General features: G+C 58.1%; 13 protein-coding genes and 1 other RNA gene. 13 read left to right on the top strand and 1 reads right to left on the bottom strand.

The annotated features are described in order from the left end of the window. The coding region (locus tag C1722_RS09240; RefSeq protein WP_180995112.1) for an FAD-dependent oxidoreductase at positions 1–1,512 on the top strand (1,512 nt) is incomplete at its 5' end. Between the two features lie 151 nt (positions 1,513–1,663). On the opposite strand, the gene C1722_RS09235 is transcribed toward C1722_RS09240, so the two are convergent. Next, on the bottom strand, positions 1,664–3,076 hold the full coding sequence (locus tag C1722_RS09235) for a response regulator transcription factor (protein ID WP_102378970.1): 1,413 nt from the start codon (positions 3,074–3,076) through the stop codon (positions 1,664–1,666). Positions 3,077–3,226: 150 nt separating this feature from the next. On the opposite strand from C1722_RS09235, the gene C1722_RS09230 reads away from it, so the two are divergent. From C1722_RS09230 to C1722_RS09175, 12 genes are all read left to right on the top strand, one after another. Continuing rightward, positions 3,227–4,837, top strand: a complete 1,611-nt coding sequence (locus C1722_RS09230; RefSeq protein WP_102378969.1) for an FAD-binding protein — start codon at positions 3,227–3,229, stop codon at positions 4,835–4,837. A gap of 297 nt (positions 4,838–5,134) precedes the next feature. Beyond that, positions 5,135–6,385 carry a Fic family protein gene (locus tag C1722_RS09225; protein ID WP_102379610.1) on the top strand — a complete coding sequence of 417 codons (1,251 nt, stop codon included), beginning with the start codon at positions 5,135–5,137 and terminating at the stop codon, positions 6,383–6,385. 97 nt (positions 6,386–6,482) lie between these two features. Continuing rightward, entirely contained in the window at positions 6,483–7,148 is a 666-nt protein-coding gene (locus C1722_RS09220) for a DNA-3-methyladenine glycosylase family protein (RefSeq protein WP_102378968.1), read from the top strand. A 185-nt stretch (positions 7,149–7,333) separates the two neighbouring features. Next, positions 7,334–8,746, top strand: a complete 1,413-nt coding sequence (locus C1722_RS09215) for an MATE family efflux transporter (RefSeq protein ID WP_102378967.1) — start codon at positions 7,334–7,336, stop codon at positions 8,744–8,746. A gap of 119 nt (positions 8,747–8,865) precedes the next feature. Continuing rightward, positions 8,866–8,959: signal recognition particle sRNA small type (gene ffs / locus C1722_RS09210), an RNA gene on the top strand. 44 nt (positions 8,960–9,003) lie between these two features. Then, positions 9,004–9,735, top strand: coding sequence for a VTT domain-containing protein (locus tag C1722_RS09205; RefSeq protein WP_102378966.1), 732 nt, complete (start codon positions 9,004–9,006; stop codon positions 9,733–9,735). Positions 9,736–9,829: 94 nt separating this feature from the next. After that, positions 9,830–11,569, top strand: a complete 1,740-nt coding sequence (gene dnaX / locus C1722_RS09200) for a DNA polymerase III subunit gamma/tau (protein ID WP_102378965.1) — start codon at positions 9,830–9,832, stop codon at positions 11,567–11,569. Positions 11,570–11,623: 54 nt separating this feature from the next. Then, complete coding sequence (locus C1722_RS09195; protein WP_102378964.1) at positions 11,624–11,932, top strand: YbaB/EbfC family nucleoid-associated protein; 309 nt, start codon at positions 11,624–11,626, stop codon at positions 11,930–11,932. Between the two features lie 10 nt (positions 11,933–11,942). Beyond that, complete coding sequence (gene recR / locus C1722_RS09190) at positions 11,943–12,539, top strand: recombination mediator RecR (protein ID WP_102378963.1); 597 nt, start codon at positions 11,943–11,945, stop codon at positions 12,537–12,539. A 730-nt stretch (positions 12,540–13,269) separates the two neighbouring features. After that, positions 13,270–14,196 carry an NrfD/PsrC family molybdoenzyme membrane anchor subunit gene (nrfD, locus tag C1722_RS09185; RefSeq protein WP_180995111.1) on the top strand — a complete coding sequence of 309 codons (927 nt, stop codon included), beginning with the start codon at positions 13,270–13,272 and terminating at the stop codon, positions 14,194–14,196. Between the two features lie 10 nt (positions 14,197–14,206). Next, positions 14,207–14,617, top strand: a complete 411-nt coding sequence (locus C1722_RS09180) for a GntR family transcriptional regulator (RefSeq protein ID WP_180995110.1) — start codon at positions 14,207–14,209, stop codon at positions 14,615–14,617. Next, entirely contained in the window at positions 14,595–15,575 is a 981-nt protein-coding gene (locus C1722_RS09175) for a slipin family protein (protein WP_244902511.1), read from the top strand. Before C1722_RS09180 ends, C1722_RS09175 begins: the two co-directional genes overlap by 23 nt. Positions 15,576–15,759: the final 184 nt, after the last annotated feature.

Genomic DNA, 15,759 nt, shown 5'->3' with positions numbered 1-15,759 from the left:
CCGGCGGGCGACCGGCAAGCCGATGCAACGCAGGGGGCCGACGGAGCCGACGGGGTGGCGACGTACGCCGATGGGCGCGTGGCCGCTTCCGAACTCGAGGGTTCTGTTGCTGTAGCCGAGCAGATCTCTGACTTTGCGGAGGAATTGAGCTTCGATGTAGTGGTAGTGGGCGCGGGAACCACGGGCGTGCCCGCAGCGCTTGCGGCCTGTGAGGCGGGTGCAACGGTTGCGGTTCTACAGAAAGAGGCGAATCCCGTTGCGCAAGGCATGTTGGCGGCTCGGGTCATGAAGGATCAGAGCACCGAAGCGGGTATTGCTGCGTACCTGCACGAGATGCACGAGCTCAATGCTCATCAGCCCGATATGGCTCTTCTGAAAGAGTTTGCGGACAAATCGCAGGATGTGCTTGAGTGGTATGAGGATAGGCTTACCGAGATTGGCTTTGATGCATGCAAGGAAAGCGATTCGATGGACCACGTTTACGAAGACGGAAACTGCTTCGTGAAGGGTCTGCTGTTTCCCGATAGCATGCAGGCGCCGACGACGGCGCTTGCCGAACAGGCGGTAAAAGATGGTGTCGAGTTTTTCTTCAATACGCCTGCAGTGCAGCTTGTTGTGGAAAACGGCGCGGTGACGGGTGTTGTTGGCAAGGCCGAGGACGGAACGTACAAGAAATTCTCTGCCGCAAAAGGCGTGATTCTTGCGACGGGAGATTTCCAGAACAACGACGCTATGCTCGCCAAGTACGTTCCCGACGCGCTCGTGTTCAACCGCAAGCAGATCAACAAGACAGGCGACGGACACCTGATCGGCCTTTTGGCGGGCGCTGTGATGGAGCCCGGCGGCCACAGCAAGATGATCCATGGCGGCAAAGGATGCTTTCGCGAAGAACCCCTCTTGGCGGTCAACGTCAACGGCGAGCGCTTCATGTACGAGGATGTTCCTTACGGTGCGCGCAATACGATTCTGCGCGATCAGCCCGAGCACCGCATGGTGACCATCTTCGACGCGAACTACTCCGATCAGATATACGGCTGGGGGAGCGATCCGACGGTTCCAACCGTGGCAAACGGCACGCCCGAGAAGATTGCGGCGTTCGTCGAGGATGGCACGCTTCTGCAGGCGGATAGCATCGAGGAGCTGGCGAAAGCTGCGGGCCTGCCTGTCGAGGCCACCGTTGCGACGGTTGAGCGCTACAACGAGCTGTGCGAATTGGGCGCCGACCTCGATTTCGGTAAGGCTTCGAAGTACATGCAGCCGGTGAACACCCCGCCTTTCTACGCGATGCCCCGCGAATATGCGGTGTCCGCAATACCCGCAGGGCTTTTGATCGACGTGAACGGTCAATGCAAGAACGCCGACGGCGAACCCATTGAGGGCCTGTTCGCGGCAGGCAACTGCTCGGGTCCGTTCTACGGGGCGATCGATTACTCGCTTTCGACCATGGGCCTTTCGGTCGGGCGTTGCATTGTGTTCGGGTATCTGACGGGTAAGCACGTGGCTGGAAAATAGGATCCCGGGATTCGGCTTCATTCGAACAAAAGACGGACGGGCGGGCAAACGACCGTCCGCCCGTCTTTCTGCATGTGAACGGTGCTTCGTGGAGTAGTCAGGCTGTTTTCCAGGCATCCTGTCTCTCGGAGAAAAGAACGGGCGGCATCGATTAACCGATGTGCTGCGACCGTTTCACGCGTTCGATGAGTTCTTGTTTTCCCGATACACCGAATTTCTCGTACACATGGCGGGCATGGGTTTTCACAGTGCTGTGCGACAGCACGAATTTCTTTTCTATGGCCGGCAGGCTGTAGCCCTGTACGAGCAGTTGAAACACGTCGTTTTCGCGGGGAGTCAATCCGTGTTCTTCGGCTAACGCGGCAAAGTGGTCTTCCTGCTCTTTCTCCCACGAGGGGGATTGCTTTGCTAGAAGGCGCTTCGCGCTGTTGCGGTAGAGCAGCAACGCGACGGCGAGGGTGTATACGATTATCAGAACCAATGCGGTAAGCGATAGCGTCCCTTGGTTGACCTGCACTTCGAAGAAGTAAGCAAGGGGAGCGGCCAAAAGGAGGAGCAGGTTGAGCGCCGTCCATCCGCCGACGAGCACGATAAACGGGTCGGCTTTTTTGGAGTTCGCGATTTCGGGGAGGATAAGCCATATCAGTACGTAGAAGAACGTCCAGCTTGATTCGACGAGCGCCACGGCGACCGTGGCGACTATTCCCTCGCGTCCTGGCAGGAGGAGCAGCCCGAGCAGGGTGAGGAAGAACAGGGGGATGATCATCTGCTGGGTGTTCGGTGCGAACTGGACGCGCGAAAGGTACAGGAGAAGTAAGATCATGCCGCCAATGCGGATTACCGCTGCTGCAACGGTTTGCATCGATCCGTCGACGGCTGGGAAGTTGAAGAATACGAGAATCCTGAAAAGCATGGCATAGCTTGCCATGAGCACGACCAATTCCCATGGAATGGAAGCAAGGCTGCGACGAGCGTCGAGCGCCTTTCCTCCTGATGCTTCCTTGTCGTATTCGTCATCGTTTTGCGGCGTGAGGAAAAGCGGCAGCACGCTGCCGCATGCGATGGCGAGAAAACAAACGGCCTGCATGCTTTGGGGCGCCGCACTCATGATCGTAAAGATGAGTACGGCGATCAGCGCCGCAAAGGCGATCGAACGATTTCGATGGGGTTTCTCAAGCGAGGTGAGGTACTCCGCCCAGCAGAGAAGTATCCATGCATGGGCGATCCCTATCAAGCACTGCGCAGCGAAATAGACCGGCAGGCTATAGGCGTAGTAGAAGGTAAGAACGAAGCCGATGAGGAGTGATGCTCCGTTGACGGCCAGCATGGTGCGGAGCCGCAGAAAGCGGCAGCCTCTCAACGCCATGGTAAGCGCAACGAGTAGAACGGCTACCGAAAGGATTCTGGCAATCCAGAGGCTGAAAACAGGAAACGCATTGATCTCCGTCTCCCATAAAGAATAGGAGGGCGTTTGCCGGAGCAGGCCGAGCGTTGCCAGCTGGCAACAAAAAAACAGCGGTAGAACCGTTGTGTCAAAAGCCTTTGATCTGCCCTTTTTTGCCATATCGTCCTTTTAGGTCAATACGAAAAACTCGTAGTTTTTATAATTCGACCCCTTTGGGCCGATGCCCGTGCTCGCCGTCGCCTCGATGATACGAAAGGCGGCAAGGCCGTCGAATCGGATAATGGAAATACTACCAAAGGGGATGATCTTATGAGCATCACGCGAAGGAATTTTCTCAAAGGAGCCGCCATCGGTGGCGTAGGCGTTGCTTCGGCCGGATTGTTGGCGGGATGTGCCAGCCAAGCGAGCGGAAGCGGCGATGCCTCGCGCGTGGAGGAAGGGCAACCGGCGAAAGTCAGCGTGCTCGGGTCGATGGATCCAGCCGACGAAACGTTCAAAGGCGATGTCGTTGTGCTGGGGTGCGGCCCTGGCGGGATAGCATGCTCCACGCGTTTGGCGGAGAACGGCGCCAAAGTCCTTATCGTAGAGAAAACCGAAAACATCGGTGGAACGGGCATGGTCTGCTCGGGCAATTGCTATATTTCGCTCAACAGCGAATACCAGCTCGAACAAGGGCTGCAAGCCGACATCCCGGCGTTTTACAGAGAGTGGCTCGAGGCCGTTCACTACCATTGCGATCATGAGGTATTGAGCACGTATCTGCGCAATTGCGGCCGTGTCGTCGATTGGCTGCGCGGTTACGGCTTCGGGTTCTACATGAAGGAAACTCCCCCGACCAACGGATTGTCAGGTAATGAGTACCGCATCTCGCAGCCGCCGAAAGACGACGACAACCGCAAGAAGACGTACGGCAAGATGGTCGATGCTGTGATCTCGGCCGGGGGAGCTATGCATACAGGTTGCACGGGCCAGGAGCTTATCGTGGACGAATCCGGCGCCGTTGTCGGCCTTCGGGCAACGCAAGGTTCGAAGACGGTCGATTTTATGGGAAAGGCCGTCGTGCTTGCTTCGGGCGGGTACGGTGCAAACCAAGACATGATCAACGAGTTGTGCTCGGTGCCGCTGCTCGGCCGCGATCCTGTGCTGAACAACGGCGAAGGAGCCGCAATGGCATGGGCGGCTGGGGCGGCAAAACCGTGGAATCTCGGCATCCTCTGCTGCGATACTCTCTATCCCATCGACGAGAACTACGTATCGTATCCTGGCGGTGTTCAGGCGCTGGGCAACGTCATGCAGGATCCCGCGAAGGGCCGGATGCACGTCAGCCGGTTCGGTAAGCGCTTTCATTCGGAGGACGCGTTTTGCTGGGTGCCGACGTACGGCGGCGCGAACGGGGTTGCCTATGACGAACCGTGGTTGTTCGTCATAGCGGATCAGGCTGCGATCGACGGCTTGAAAGAAGCCGACCCCGATACGGTTACCGATGCGTATCTGGCATCGATGAAAGACTCCGGTGTGCTGTTCGAGGGAGCCACCCCCGGGGCGCTTGCGGAGGCCGTCGGCTGGGATCCGTCGGTGTTCTCTGCGGAATTCGAAGCGTATGCCGCGCTATGCGAAGCAGGGGAAGATCCGGTTTTCTTCAAGGATGCGAAGTATCTCGTGCCGTATGGCGACGGTCCGTATTTCGCTGTGCGCATGGCTCCGACCCCCTTCGGCACATGCGGAGATCTGAGCGTGACGCCGAAGATGGAGGTAAAGGCTTCAGAGGCGGGAGCTACGGTAAGCGGGCTGTATGCTGTTGGGACCGAATCGGTGGGAACCATGCACAATGACTACTACTGGGCGCTTGGGCAGACGGTCGGTTGGGCGCACACGTCGGGCGTTTTGGCTGCCGAGGAGATTGCGGCAACCGTGCTCTGACGGCAGCGGCGGCATCTATGCCCGCGCTTGATATCAACGACCCGCACGACGAGAGCGGCCATGGGCCCGGTGTCGTGCGGGCCTTGTCGCCTGAAGGTCTCTCGTGCGGGCAGCTTCGTGGCTGTATCGACCCGCATTTGATAAAGGCAACGTTTTTTATCTTTACGCAGTTATTTTCAGCAATCTAAACGTGAAAAATCGGAGTTTTTCACGTTTAGGATCGCTCGAGAGCAGGTCTATACGTTACTATTATTGATAATTCATCGATGTCACCAGTAGGATCGAAGGCGAATGGCGATGGTCTACAAAACGCTCGAAAAGCTTTTCCATGCCGACGCATCAAGCGATCGGATGGAAGCGAACCTGATCGAGGCACGTCGTCGCCTCGAGGATCTATCCACGTTTCGAACCGGTATCGATATCGGAACGGGGGAGCTGTTCCTTGCTTCACCTCGTGAGCTTTCCCTATTGCTTGACGCTACGCTACGGATGGAGCGCAAAGTGTCTCAGCTATGGCGTGACCTTCCAGGAATAGCGTGCGGCGCATACATCCGCAATCTCATTATGGACGAAGTGGTGAGTACAAATGAAATGGAAAACGTACGGAGCACCAGAAGGCAAATAAAGGAAGCCCTTGATGGTGCTGAAGGAGAAGAAGATGGTGCGCAAAAACCTACAAAACAATTCGTCGAGTTCGCAAAGCTCTATCTTAACCTGATAGAAGAAGATGCTCTTCCTCCCCGGACGCTTCAGGATATACGTGACATCTACGACGATGTTGTTGCCGGAACCCTGGGAGAAGACGATCTGCCCGACGGGCAGCTGTTTCGGGCGAGTGGGGTCGACATCACGGGCGCTTCTCAGCGCGTTGCTCATCGTGGTGTCGAGCCGGAGGAGAAAATCGCCGTTATGCTCCAGGAGATGATGTCGCTTGTTGGATCGGAGGATATCCCCGAGCTGTACAGCGCGCTCCTGTCCCATTTTTTATTCGAATACATCCATCCTTTCTACGACGGCAACGGAAGGACGGGGCGATATCTTCTGGCTCTCTACGTGGGTAAGCCGCTTTCTCTCCCTACGGCACTTTCTCTTTCCCGGGTCATTGCACAGAACAAAGGCGCATACTATAAGGCCTTTTCGGTGACCGAAGATCCCCTCAATCACGGCGAGGGGACGTTTTTCGTGTTGCAGATGATGCAATTGATCCGCGATGCTCAAGACGATATTGTTTCGGATTTGAACGGGAAGCGCGCCGCGCTCGATGAAGCATGCGAAAAACTCGATGCGATTGAGGCGAAGTATGCACTGTCCGAGCAAGCTATCCAGATTCTTTTTCAGGTGTTGCAAGTGGCGTTGTTCGGCGCGTACAACGAAGTGCCTCTTCGTCAGATGGCAACCCATATCGGCTTCACTGCTCAAACGGCACGCAAGTATACCCGTGAGCTTGAGAATGCGGGTTTGATCGTGCCTGTAGCACTTAAGCCGCTCGCTTTCGAGCTGACGGACAAAGGGAAGCGCGAATTCGGATTAGATTTACTTTCGGTGTAGCCCGTACGTCTCCCGCTTGCAACGCGTTCGGGTACAATAGCCTCGCAAATGCAGGCGTGCGTGCTATAGCACATTTCTTTCGACGGAAGGCGATCTCATGGAAAAGCGCTACTTCGAATACGGCGATGAAGAGATAGCCTACCTCAAGGCGAAGGATAAGCGGCTTGCCGAGGTCATCGAGCGAATCGGTTTTATCGAGCGCGAGGTGCACGCCGATGTGTTCCAGTCGCTCATCGACTCGATCATTGCCCAGCAGATATCGGGCAAGGCGGCGCAGACGGTATGGAACCGCATGGTCGAGGGGCTTGGCGAGGTAACGCCGGAGCGTATCGCCGCGGCTCCGATCGAGGAGTTGCAGCAGTTCGGCATGACCTTCAGTAAGGCGCGTTACATCCACAACGCAGGGGAGAGGGTTGCCGCAGGCGAGCTTGATCTCGAGGCGCTGCGCGAGAAACCCGACGAAGAAGTGTGTCGCGACCTGTGCGCCCTCGACGGCATCGGCGTATGGACGGCCGAGATGCTCATGATCTTCTCTCTGCAACGGAAGGACATCCTGAGTTTCGGAGATCTGGGCATCCAGAAGGGGATGCGCATGGTGCACCATCACCGCAGGATTCCGCGCGACTTGTTCGAGAAGTACCGCCGCCGTTACGCGCCGTACAACAGCGTTGCGAGTTTGTACTTCTGGGAGGTCGCGGGCGGTGCGCTCGAGGACATGAAGGACTACGCGCCGAAGAGGAGACAGCAGAAGAAGCGCTCCTAGAGGCAACGGGCGGGCTTCGACGCTCGCCGAACCATCGGCTCGGGCATCCTCTCTTCTGGATATCGATAAGACGAATACTTATACTTATGCACCATAGGGGATACGGCAGCATTAGCGGGAACTGAAACGGTTCGAGCCGCCTGGGCGAACCGGCGGTTTCGGGCGTACAAGGTAAGTGGTGGTGTATGGGAGCGGAAAACAAGGGAGCGGACGCGGTTGCATCCGAGGGGGGATCGGACTCGAAGGCGTTTCTCGCCACCGAATCGCTCGGACGGCTGATGGCCCGCCTTGCCATTCCCACCGTGGTCGCCCAACTCGTGAATCTGCTGTACGGCATCGTCGATCGCGTGTTCATCGGCCATATTCCCGGCGTCGGGGCCGATGCGCTGACGGGGGTGGGCGTGTGCTTGCCCATCGTGCTGCTCATAGCATCTTTTTCGGCGTTTGCGGGAGCGGGCGGCGCGCCGCTGGCTTCGATCGCTTTGGGCAACGGCGATGCCGGGCGGGCGAACCGCATTATGGCGAACGTCGTGACGCTGCTCGTCATATTCGCCGTATGCCTGATCGTCGTGTTCGCGCTGTTCGGACGATCTTTGCTGGGGTTGTTCGGGGCAAGCGAGGCTACGCTTCCGTACGCGTGGTCGTACCTTTCCATTTACCTTGTCGGCACGTTTTTCGTGATGGCGTACCTGGGCCTGTGCCCGTTCTTGCTCGCGCAGGGCGATTCCAAGTACGCGCTCATCGCGGTGGCGACAGGGGCGGTGCTCAACATCGTGCTCGACCCGCTGCTCATTTTCGTCTGCGGGATGGGGATCCAGGGTGCGGCGGTGGCGAGCGTTGTTTCGCAAGGGGTGAGTGCGGCGCTCACGGTCGCTTTCCTGCGAAGAAAATCGAGCGTATTCAGAGTCGAGGCGCGCCTTGTTCGCCCCGAAGGCGAGATCGTGCGCCCGGTGCTCGCGCTCGGCGGTGCCCCGTTTTTCATGCAGGCTACCGAAAGCTTGATCATCGTCGTTCTGAACGGCACGCTGCAAACCTATGGCGGCGATCTGTACGTGGGGGCGCTGACCATTCTGCAAAGCATCCTGCAGCTCTTGTTCGCGCCCGCAAACGGGTTCACCCAGGGGGTTCAGCCCATCGTGAGCTACAGCTACGGCGCGCGCCTATTCGATCGTGTGAAGAGCGCGGCTAAGCGCCTCATCGCCGTATCGTTCGCATTCGAGTTCGTCTGCGCCGTCGCCGTCATGTTGTTTCCTGCGCCGATTGCGCAGCTGTTCACCGAAGATGCGCAGCTCGTCGAGTTGGTGGGCGAAGTGGCGCCCGTATTCATCGCGGGGATGAGCCTGATGGGGTTGCAGCTGGGCATGCAGTCGATCTTCATGGGGCTCGGGCAGGCGAAGCTCTCGCTCGCCGTTGCGACCGTGCGCAAAATCGTCTTGCTCATCCCGCTTGCCCTCGTTCTGCCGCACTTCGTCGGCGTGTGGGGAGTCTATTTTGCCGAGCCCCTATCCGATGTGCTTTCGGTCGCCTTCTGCTCGACGCTGTTCCTTGTGAACATCCGGTCGATCTTGAGCGAGAGGGCGCTTGAGAAGGTGGCGTGAGGGCATGGATCCGTGCGCAAAACCTCGCTGTCTGTGTGAATTTGGTTGCTTCGACAACCGATACCCGGGCGCTTGCAGCGGGTTCGTCTATACTGATCTGGTTCAAGATCGAGTATCTCGAATGGGCTAGGGCGGCGCCAAGTTCTGAACCTGGTCAGGTCCGGGAGGAAGCAGCCATAAAGGACCGCTGACGAGCGCCCTTGCCTATTCGGGATACTTGCATGTTCTACGTTGTACGCGCGATGCGATAGGTTGCAATGGAAATCATCCAGTTCTTCATCGACCTGCTCCAAGACCCCCGTAGCTTCATTGCGGAATGGATAGCGAGCTTGGGCCCCCTCGGTGCATACGGTCCCATTTTCCTCATCATCTTCATCGAGACCGGCGTGGTTATCATGCCGTTTCTGCCGGGCGATTCGCTGCTGTTTACGGCGGGCTTCTTCGCAGCCGACGGGCAGGGCTTGAACCTGGCGATCCTGTTGCCTGTAGTGTGGGTGGCCGCCATTGTCGGCGACCAGTGCAACTATTGGATCGGCCGCGAGTTCGGCAGGCGCATCATCGATTCGGGGCGCGTCAAGTCGATGACTCCCGAGCGCATCGAAAAGACCGAGGCCATGCTCGACAAGTACGGTCCGCTCGCCATCTTCCTCGGCAGGTTTTTCCCGTTCATCCGTACGTTCGTACCGTTCTTCGCCGGCTTGGGACGCATGCACTACAAGAAGTTCTTCTTCTTCAACGTACTCGGCGGCATCGTCTGGTCGTCGGTGTTCACGCTGCTCGGCTACTTCTTCGGCGGCATTCCCGTCGTGCAAGAGCATTTCGAGCTGGTGATCGTGGCGATCGTGCTCATATCGCTCATCCCCGCAGTGGGCGGCGTGCTCAAGGCGAAGTTCGGAAAGAAGAAGCCCGTCGCCGCAACCGAGGGCGCCGAGGCGAACGTCCCGGCTGCCGTCGCGGCAACTGACGGCGATGCCGAGGCGGATGCATAGACTGCCAAGGTGCAGTAAACTAACTTGATACCAATGAGGCGCGAAGCCCGTCAGGACGCGTCGTACATATGCGAGGGTAGGAAAAGGCGATAGCATGGCAGAGGCACTGTACAGAAAATACCGCCCCCAGATCTTCGAAGATGTGGTGGGCCAGGAGCATATCGAGCGCACGATCAAGAACGCGATCGAGCAGGATAAGGTCAGCCACGCCTACCTGTTCACCGGTCCGCGCGGCACGGGCAAAACCACGACGGCGCGCCTGCTTGCAAAGGCGCTTTTGTGCGAGAAGGGCCCGACGGCCGAACCCGATGGAACCTGCGAAAACTGCACCGAAATAGCCAATGGAACCCATCCGGACGTCTACGAGCTCGACGCGGCAAGCCGCACAGGCGTCGAGAACGTGCGCGAGGAGATCATCGGGCGCGTGCAGTTCGCGCCGACGCGCGGTCGCTCGAAGGTCTACATCATCGACGAGGTCCACATGCTGTCGACGGCCGCGTTCAACGCGCTTTTGAAGACGCTCGAAGAGCCTCCGTCGCACGTCGTGTTCATCCTGTGCACGACCGACCCCCAAAAGGTTCCCGAAACCATCCATTCGCGCTGCCAGCGCTTCGATTTCCGCCGCATATCTTCCGAGGCCATCGTCTCGCGCCTCGGGGCCATCTGCGTGGCGGAGGACGTCGAGTTCGAGGGCGATGCGCTCGACCTCATCGCGTACCGGGCCGAAGGCGGCATGCGCAACGCGCTCACGTCGCTCGAGCAGGTTATCGCGTTCGGCGAGGGGAAGGTCACGCTTGAGAATGCCGAGCGCCTGCTCGGATCGCTCGATACCAACGACATGGCCGAGATCGTCCGCTTCGTCGGTACGCGCGACATCGCGTCGTGTTTCACCTGGACGGCGGAATACATCGAAACCGGTGCCGACCTGGCGCAGTTTACCCGCGATTTTGCCGAACATATCCGCAACATGTACGTGCTTGCGCTCTCGGGAGCCGATACGGTGCTCGAAATCAGCGAGGCAACCCGCCGTGAGCTGGTGAGCGAGATGGAGTTGTTCGGACCCGATCGCCTGGCGAGGATGCTCGGCGTGCTCGGCGACCTGTCGGCCGAGCTGAAGACGTCGACCAATCCGCGCCTCTCCTTCGAGATCGCCCTCACCCGCATGGTTCGCCCCGATTCTNTGCAGAAGCCCGAAGTGTTCGACGTGGTGAAAACGGCGCTTTTCCAAGCTGCCGGCGCCGATATCCCGTTTCGCTATGCGCAGGGCAACGGCGCTTCGACGCCTTCCTCTTCTGCGACAATGCAGCCGTCGGCAGCGCAGCCTGCCGCCCAGCCCGCGCAGACTGCCGGTGCGGTTTCATCCCAGAGGCCTCAGCCCGCTGCGACGCGAAGTGGCGGCGCGGTGCCAGCCTCTGCGGGCGCGGCCGCTCCCGCGTACGGCGCGCCCGAGCCCGACCTGCCTCCCGTCGATGCGTACGACGATGTGTACGTGCCCTTCGACGCCGACGAGGCGCCCGTTTCGGCGCCGAGATCGGCCTCGGTTGCGGGTTCAGGTGCAGGTGCAGGTGCAGGTCAGGCGGCTTCCGTGCCGTCTCTGTCAGCGCAGCCCGCGCAGTCGGTTGCATCGCCCGCGCAGTCTACCCAGTCATCTGCCGCGAGCGCCGTTGCGGCCGCTCCGAGTGCGGTTTCTGCGCAGGGTTCAGCTCCGGTGGGCGCAGCGCCTGCACAGGGTTCAGCCCCCGCGGGCGCAGCTTCGGCTGCGGGGGAGGGCGATATCGAGTCGATTCTCGCAGCGGGGTTCGGCGAGGGATTCACCATCGAAGAAGTTGATTAGCCCGGCTTGCGTAACGGAGCCGGTGGCAAGCGATTACGACAAAGGAGTACCGCCATGGATATGAAGAAGATGATGAAGCAGGCTCAGAAAATGCAGATGGAGCTTGCCCGTGCGCAGGACGAGATCAAGGATATGACCTTCGAGGCCACTGCGGGAGGCGGCATGGTGAAGGCCGTTGCGCTCGGCGACATGACGCTGCAGAGCATCGAGATCGATAAGGACGCGGTCGATCCCGAGGATATCGAGATGCTCGAGGATATGGTCGTCGCTGCGGTGAACGAGGCCCTGCGCGGCGTTGGGGAAGCGAGCTCGTCGCGCCTGAACTCCATCACGGGCGGTATGAACATTCCCGGTTTGATGTAGGGGTTCTGCCGTGAACGCTGCGCCGTCGATACAGAAGCTGCTTGACGAACTCGAGCGCCTGCCGGGCGTTGGCCCGAAGTCGGCGCAGCGTATCGCGTACTGGATTCTCAATACCGATAAGGCGACGGCAATGCGGTTGTCGGAAGCCATCGCAGAAGTGAAGGAAACCGTACACTTCTGCTCCCGCTGCTTTAATTACGCCGAGGACGATCTGTGCGAAATCTGCGCTTCGGCGAAGCGCGATCGGGGAATCATCTGCGTGGTGAGCGAACCGCGCGACATCCCGCCCATAGAGCGCACGGCGGCGTTTTCGGGTACCTATCATGTTTTGGGCGGCGCCCTTTCCCCTATGGAGGGGATCGGCCCCGACGATCTCCATATTGCTCCGCTGCTTTCGCGCTTGGCTTCCGAGGAGGTCGGCGAAGTGCTGCTTGCCACCAACCCCAACGTTGAGGGCGAGACGACGGCAACGTATCTTGCGCGCCTCATCAAGCCCATGGGCATCAAGGTTACGCGTCTTGCGAGTGGATTGCCGGTCGGCGGCGACCTTGAGTTCGCCGACGAAGTAACGCTCGGCCGCGCCATCGAAAGCCGAAGAACGCTATAGCCGCCTGCCCGTCGATGCGGTAGGTGTCGCTGTCTTTTTTAGCGGGTTGATTGCGTTTCTGCCCTTGGTTCGTCGGCAAGCTCTGGATTCGCGGCAGGAAACGAATGTTTTTCGTCGTCTCCGAGCGATAAGCGCCTCCCAGGCGGATCGCCTTTGTGCATACGGTTGCTTTTCACCTGATCGGGCCAGGCGTTCCTCGCGCTTCTCTTTTCGGGAATCCGCGCCGCAACGAAAATCCGCTGTTTTCTGCCATCTTAAGAGCCGTGTGCTGCCGAATCAGATGCAGCGTATCGTTTCGAGGTGCCAAGAAAAAAATCGGGCGGTGAATGCTCACCGCCCCTGAAAGCGTTTCGGCAAAGATGAAAGATCCTGCCCCCTCCAAAAAACAGAATCCTTATCTTTGCCGAAACTCGTTGAAGTGTTTCCTTCATTAACGCAGCCGTTATTATACAACGTTTGCTACAAGAACAATAGACTTTTTTCAATTTTGGGTAAAGCGCCTGATGGCATGAATAACGAAGCCGCTTCTAGCGGTTGAATCGGGAGGACGAACCATGGAAATCCGCATGGAAGCATGCGGGCAGAGCGTCGGGTTCGATGGCCGCGTCTTGAGATTCTTCCGGACGCGGTGTTATCGCCCGAGAAGCCATGCGACAAAAAGTCATGCGACAATGTGCTATTCTATGGTCGGTAAGAATCGGGGATTGTCGAGCGGGGGATACGCTGCGCCGTGAGTCAGCTGATCGTTGCATACTTGTTCTTGGGTGGCGCCGGGGCGGGTGCTTTCGCAGTACTTGCTTGCATCGATTTTCGGTACTGCAGGTCGAGCGCCTTTTCCTTTCGAGCGAGAAGGGGCTCGGCATGCTCGGCAGGTTTATACTCGCAGCCTGTTGAGAAGCGGTATTTCGCGAATTTGACCAAGAGGGGTTACGCCGCTTCTTTTGTTGTCTTGGCTCTTGGGGCAATTTGCCTCCTTGCCGATTTGGGCCGACCGGAGATAGCGTACATGCTTTTTACCCAGCCGACGCTTAGCTATATCAGCGTGGGCACGTACTCGTTGACAGCGCTCTTGCTTTGCGTTGCGTTTGTTGCGGCGGCGGGATGCTTCTCTCTGCCTGGTTCGCTCGATCGGATAAAGCCGATGGCGCTCGTTATCGGCTTTGCGGCGGCGTTGCTCGTGATGACCTACACAGGCGTGTTTTTGCAATCAATGAAGTCGATCGCCTTGTGGAATTCTCCGTGGCTGATCGCTTTGTTCTTCCTGTCGGCTCTTTCGACGGGGATTGCTCTGGTGATGCTGTGTTCAATCAGCTTGAACCTTGATCGAACAAAAACGGGCATTTTGCAACGGTTGGCAAAAACCGATCTGGTGGTTATCGTCTTAGAGTTTGCCGCATGCGCCGTATACCTGATGACGGTTTCGGGCACAAGTTTGGGCGCCCAGTCGGTGAAACGCTTGATTGCGGGGGACAACGCACTCGTATTCATGGCGGGATTCGTCGTATGCGGTTTGGCGGTTCCCGGGATTATGAACGCCGTGTCGGCGCGGAAACAGCACGATGAACGGATAGATTTGGCGATAGCATGCTTGGTTCTCCTTGGCGGGTTTTGCCTGCGGCTAAGTTTGTTCGATGCCAGAATACATAGCAGTATGTGAATGAGGAAGAATGACAGCAAAACCGATACCGCCATTTGAGATAGACGAATCGAGCGATCTGCCCCTTTGGGTGCGACTGAGAGATCGGCTCGTCTACCTCATCAATACGGGATATTACAAGCCCGGCGACCAGCTGCCCACCGTGAGAAAATTTGCGGCTGAGCTCTATATCAGCTACAACACTGTCAGCAAGGCGTATGTTGCGCTTGAGCGAGATGGCTATATCGTAACAACGCAGGGCAGGGGCGCATTCGTCAGCGAACCCGATGCCATATCGGATGCCCCCGACGTCAACGCGATGGTGGAAGATTTTGTGAACAACTGTCTGGAAAAGGGCATGACTTACGACGATATCCCCAAGCACGTCAACAAGACCATCCGGAAACTAAAGAGGGAACATGAAAAGAAACAAGGCAAATAAAGGCCCTTACGCCGACGCTCCCCAGAAACGCGATACCGCTCGCCGCATAGAAATGGAGTTCGGCGTTGCCGCCGAAGCCTACCGTTCGGATCCAGGAAAAAGGGCAACGCGCAACGGCGCTCTTGCTTTGCAGATTGCGCTGGCCGTGATTGCTTTTGCGGTGGTCGTGCTGGTTTTCTATCTCGCTTTTGCGGATATTGGCATCGTCGCGGTTTGCGTTGCGTTTTTGGCGGGCTTGGCCACGCTGTCGTCGGTGCACGTTGCGCTTGAATGGGAACGCATGGTGGTGCTGAGGCTGGGTCGGTTCTCTCGCGTCGCAGGGCCGGGAATATTCTTCACTATCCCGTTGATCGAGTATTGCTCGCTTCGCGTCGACCAGCGCATCATGATCACGCCGTTCGGGGCGGAAGAGACGCTCACCTCCGATCTGGTTCCCCTCGACGTCGATGCGGTCTTGTCATGGATGATCTGGAACCCGGAGCGCGCGTGCACCGAAATCGAGGACTGCCACTTCGCCGTTGCTTTGGCGGCTCAGACCGCCTTGCGCGATGCTATTGGCAGGGCTCCAATATCCGAAGTTGTGGTACGGCGGAACCAGCTTGACCACGAACTGCGCGCTGCAATCGAAGGGAAGGTGTCCGATTGGGGGGTGACTGTCATCTCTGTGGAGGTGAGGGACATCATCGTTCCCAGCGGCTTGCAAGACTCGCTTTCTCTGGAGGCCCAGGCGGAACGCCGCCGGAATTCGAGGATCATGCTCATGGAAGCAGAAAAGGATATCTCGGAACTCCTTTCCGAAGTTTCCGACCAATACCGCGATGACGAAGTGGCTCTTGAGCTGAGGAAAATGCACCTGATCCACGAGGGGATACACGAGAACGCGGGTGCCGTTGTCGTACCCAGTTCGTACACGGAGGGCTTTGCGCCTTCGCAGGGCGACGGACACGAGCACAAATAGCCGGACGTACCCCATTAGCTACAAAGTAGAATAATGACAATCGGAAATTGTCGCACAACAATCTTGAATGTCGCACGACAATCCTGTATAACGGTATGTGGGGAATTCAGCTGATTCCAAAACTATGGCATGACGCGTAAGGGAGGCATCGGCCATCTCGTTCTGTCGGGATGGCAATACCGTG

The sequence above is a fragment of the Raoultibacter timonensis genome (genome assembly GCF_900240215.1).
Lineage (GTDB): Bacteria > Actinomycetota > Coriobacteriia > Coriobacteriales > Eggerthellaceae > Raoultibacter > Raoultibacter timonensis.
Note: the sequence above shows the minus strand (reverse complement) of the source record. Positions and strands in the feature narration are given on the sequence as shown.